The organism is Collinsella sp. Sow4_E3 (assembly GCF_052116285.1).
GTDB lineage: Bacteria > Actinomycetota > Coriobacteriia > Coriobacteriales > Coriobacteriaceae > Collinsella.
Window position 1 is genome coordinate 1 of sequence record NZ_JBQKLJ010000036.1, and the last position, 3,740, is coordinate 3,740.

Genomic DNA, 3,740 nt, shown 5'->3' on the forward strand with positions numbered 1-3,740 from the left:
TACAGCGTGCGTCGCTGGTCGTCGGGGTCTGCGACGCCCCTATCGAGGAGTGATCTGGCCGCCCATGCTTGGAGTGTGCGGAGTGGTATGCCCGTGAGTCGGGCAGCGTCGGGGAGGCTGACGGCGGTGATGGAGATGATGCGGGCGCAGTCGGTGCAGGTCCACACGTCTCCTGATGGTGTGAGGGTGCCGATGTGGCAGCGGTTGCATCGGGCGTGTCGGGGTGGGTCGTCGTCGCGGACGCCTCGGGTGGCTGCGCGGGTGTTGCGCCAGCAGCGGTCGATGCCCAACACCAGCTCGTCCCACTGGGGCAGGGTCTGGGCGAAGTTGAGCCAGGTGGTGAGCCATGCGCAGCAGCCTGCGACGGTGTCGGGCAGGTCGTCGGGGTGGTGGCCGGCGTCGAGGGCGTCGGCCTCGATGTCTCGGCACCAGGTCCACAGGTACGGCAGCAGGCCTGCCCGGTCGGGGTCCACCCATTCGGCCCGCGACGTGAGATCGCGGACGCGTCGGTCGAGGAGTTGGATGACATCGAGGCGGGCGGGCGGTCTGCTGCCCGGCGCCGCGCCACGCTGGGTGTCGTTGGGCGTGCGGGTGATGAGCGCGGTCGGGAGCAGTGCGGCAAGGTCAGCAAGGTCGGCGAGTTGGCGTCGGATGTGCTGGGCGGTGGGGGTCACTGGTCCTCCTGGGGTGTCGGGTCAGCTTCAGCAAGCGGTTTGCGCGTGCCTCGGCCACCGCCGCCGCCCCGCATAGATCGGGTCGGGTTCGCTATCAACGCCATCTGCACCACCGCGCCCTCTGGGCAGAATTTGAGATCGCCTTGTGATACACGGATCGCCCACTCGGGAGCGAGCCCCAGACGGGTTTGGGTGATGACGATCCCGTGGCGAGGAAATGCCCACAGCGGGCGCGGATCGCTGGATACCTCAGCGATCCGCTGGTGGAGCCAGCGCGTGTCATGAGGAGTCCCTCGGGGTAGCCGCAGGTGGGTGAGTATCATGCTGATTCCTTTCGTTTCGGCTCGGTCCGGTCGGTCAGCTCTGCGACGAAGCCCCGGCCCGCGTTGTCGAGGTGGAGTGCCACGTCGGAGAGGGGCACCGAGTCGGCGATCGCGGCGAGGTGGTTGAGGCTACGGGCGATCTGCTCGGACAGGCGGTCACTATCCTCGATGGTGGCGAGCTGCCGTATGCGCGATTCTGAGGGCCTTTCAGTGGCTTGGGGTCCATGGGTACCAGCCTGTCCCTGTTCGTGGCTCTCCGTGGCGCACAGGGCGTCTGGTGAGTGCTCCTCGCTCATGACGGGTCCACCTCAAGCAGCGCGTCGAAGGCATAGGGCCTGAGCGGGTAGAACCCGCCCTCGGAGTGGACGATGTAGTCGCCGACGAGGGCTTTCTGGAGACACCCATCGGGTGACGGGACCCACACCCAGTAGACGACCTCGGCGCGGTCGGTTGACTCGCTGTTGCTCTCCGCCTGCCCCCCGCACCAACGGGCGATCTCGTGAGCCTGGGTCCATGAGGTGAAGCGCACCGCCTCGATGGTGACGGGGCGTGTGCGGTAGGTGGTGGGTGAGATGGTCATGGTGTCTCCTGTCGGGTGAGTGCATCCCGCATCCGGGCGCGGTGGGTGGCGATCTGGTCGGGGGTGGCGAGGTCGGTGCGTTGCTCCGGCTGCCATGTCGGCAGGGTCGGGGTCGCAGGTCGCCCGGCTGCCTCGGCTCGTCGTGCGGCGAGGCGCTCCAGCTCGAAGCGGATGCCTGCTGGGGTTTTGTGGTCGTGGTTGCAGGCGGCTGCGATGGCGGCCCATGCGAGGTCGGCGAGGCTGTCGGTGTCGAGGCTGGCGAGGATGGAGGCGACGGGTGGCTGGAGCCATGGCTGTCGGTCGGGGTAGCGCATCGCGGCGCGAGTGTGGCAGGTGAGTGCTGCGAGGTCGCGGCACCAGTCGGCGGGGGCTCTCATGCTGCGTCCCGGTTTTGTCGCGTAGCGAGGTCGGCAAGCAAAGATCGCGAGCCCCTACCTACCGGACTTTTTTTGCTTGCTGAACCACAATTCTCAACCACAGATAGACGCAAGGGTTCAGCGTTACTCGCGCTGCGCGGGCGGTTTGAAGGTTTGAAGGTTTGAAGGTAGTTGGGGATGGGTTTGCCGAAGGGTTTCGGCAATGATTCGCTGAACGGTTTCGGGAATGGTTTCCTGAACGGTTCGGGGAATGGTTTCGGGAATGGTTTTGTGGTCATGGCGTGATCCCGATCTGCTCGGACATGTGTGGCAACAGGTCAGCGATGACGTCCCAACTGGAGGCGAGCGCGTCACCCTCCTCGCTCCAGATGCGTGCCACCTCGGCGGTGATCTGGTCGCGGATAGCGGTCGAGGCGATGCGGTCGAGGGCGCGGCAGAATGCTTTCGTCACGTTGGGTTTCGTCAACACCTTGTCGTGCCTCAGGAATGAGCGCACGAGGATTTCACCGGTTGAATGGTCGATGACTAGCAGGTTTGCGTCTGCGAGCGAGTCCCACGCTTTGGCAACCTTGCGGGGTGTCAGGTCGGCGGCGTTGCCTGCATACCTGGCTGGGAAGTAGGGGACAACCCCGGCCCATGACAGGTCTGGGCTGGACAGGAGCGCCATGTAACAGTCGTGTTGGGTGGTGGTCAGCGTGGCCCAATCTGGGTCGCGGTGGGTCGAGACGAGGTAGCGTGCGAACTCTCTAGCCATCGTCGCCCGCTCTCAGGATCGCGGCAGTTTCGGCCTCGATTTCCTTCACGATGTTCTTGATGACGCCCGCCATGTAGCGGAAGACTGTGCGACTTGGGACGCCGTAGGCTTCGATTGCGATGCTGTGCGCCTCAGCTATACGGTCGTAAGGCACTCCGTTATCGAGCCAACGCACCACACTTTGCTTCCAATCGGCGGGCAGAAACGTGCAATCTTCGTCCCAAACTCGCCACGTTTTGCGAAACTTCTGGCACTGTTTGGACCATCTGTCGCGCCGTTCAGAGACGCGCTGGGCTGCGATCTTGCGGGCCTCAGCCCACCGTTTCGCGTCCTCACTCACGTCGGCGACGAGGGGTGTGTCCGGGTGACTGGAGGCCTTCCCGGCGTTGCAGTCCATGCAGCAGGCGACCAGGTTCTCTGGGGTGTCTGCGCCCCCGAGGCTGGTAGGGGTGACGTGATCGACGGTTAGTTCATTGTCCTTACGGTGGCAGTATCGGCACTGGTAGCCATCGCGTCGCAGTACCTCGAATCGGGTGCGCTTCGTCACTGGCATGGCGTCTCGTCCTCTCTGTCGATGTTGTCGTCTCTGCGCACGACAAAGTCGGGGCCGTCAGCGACCCGGGGCATGGGGGGTTTCATCCGTCCACCTCCTGGAAGATGAGCGTCAGCCGGACGTGCCCCGGTTTGCACCGCTCGGCCTGCGGTCGCCAGTCGGGGCCGATGAGGTGGGTGTCGTCGTCGTCGGGCAGGAGCGGCACCCAGCCGTGCGGACGCCAGCCGCAGCCGCTCACGAGACCATCCACGAGCGCCTTGATGGTCGGGTTGAGGTTGTGGGCGTCTCGCCGCCTGCGGTCGGGGTAGGCGACGTGCACGGTCAGGTGGGCGCGCTGCATCTGGTGCGGGTCGTGGCCCTGCGTGACAGCCGCCATCTGGCGGAGGTTGCGCACGAGGCTGGCCTGCCGCGCCCAGTGTTTGCGGTCATTGGCGGTCACGATGAGTGCGCGGGGCAGCTCGAACTCGTAGGTGGCGGTG

General features: G+C 65.5%; 7 protein-coding genes. All 7 read right to left on the minus strand.

What is annotated here, in order from left to right; translation table 11 throughout:
* Positions 1-674: hypothetical protein (locus ACTQ48_RS10830; RefSeq protein WP_441570910.1), on the minus strand; the 674-nt coding region annotated here is incomplete at its 3' end.
* A gap of 319 nt (positions 675-993) precedes the next feature.
* A complete protein-coding gene (locus ACTQ48_RS10835; RefSeq protein WP_441570912.1) occupies positions 994-1,293 on the minus strand; it encodes a hypothetical protein in 300 nt (99 codons plus the stop codon).
* On the minus strand, positions 1,290-1,577 hold the full coding sequence (locus tag ACTQ48_RS10840; protein ID WP_421016218.1) for a hypothetical protein: 288 nt from the start codon (positions 1,575-1,577) through the stop codon (positions 1,290-1,292). Before ACTQ48_RS10840 ends, ACTQ48_RS10835 begins: the two co-directional genes overlap by 4 nt.
* On the minus strand, positions 1,574-1,954 hold the full coding sequence (locus ACTQ48_RS10845; protein WP_441570914.1) for a hypothetical protein: 381 nt from the start codon (positions 1,952-1,954) through the stop codon (positions 1,574-1,576). The genes ACTQ48_RS10840 and ACTQ48_RS10845 overlap by 4 nt, the downstream gene beginning before the upstream one ends.
* Positions 1,955-2,228: 274 nt before the next feature.
* On the minus strand, positions 2,229-2,708 hold the full coding sequence (locus tag ACTQ48_RS10850) for a hypothetical protein (RefSeq protein ID WP_441042290.1): 480 nt from the start codon (positions 2,706-2,708) through the stop codon (positions 2,229-2,231).
* Positions 2,701-3,261 (minus strand): HNH endonuclease, encoded by a 561-nt coding sequence (locus ACTQ48_RS10855; RefSeq protein ID WP_343091532.1) that lies wholly within the window; start codon positions 3,259-3,261, stop codon positions 2,701-2,703. The genes ACTQ48_RS10850 and ACTQ48_RS10855 overlap by 8 nt, the downstream gene beginning before the upstream one ends.
* A gap of 82 nt (positions 3,262-3,343) precedes the next feature.
* A partial coding sequence (locus ACTQ48_RS10860; RefSeq protein WP_441570916.1) for a hypothetical protein occupies positions 3,344-3,740 on the minus strand: 397 nt, incomplete at its 5' end.

Bases quoted from the DNA above. Each gene is read 5' to 3' on its own strand.
- ACTQ48_RS10835 (WP_441570912.1), bottom strand. From the start codon at position 1,293: ATGAGCGAGGAGCACTCACCAGACGCCCTGTGCGCCACGGAGAGCCAC.
- ACTQ48_RS10840 (WP_421016218.1), bottom strand. From the start codon at position 1,577: ATGACCATCTCACCCACCACCTACCGCACACGCCCCGTCACCATCGAG.
- ACTQ48_RS10845 (WP_441570914.1), bottom strand. From the start codon at position 1,954: ATGAGAGCCCCCGCCGACTGGTGCCGCGACCTCGCAGCACTCACCTGC.
- ACTQ48_RS10850 (WP_441042290.1), bottom strand. From the start codon at position 2,708: ATGGCTAGAGAGTTCGCACGCTACCTCGTCTCGACCCACCGCGACCCA.
- ACTQ48_RS10855 (WP_343091532.1), bottom strand. From the start codon at position 3,261: ATGCCAGTGACGAAGCGCACCCGATTCGAGGTACTGCGACGCGATGGC.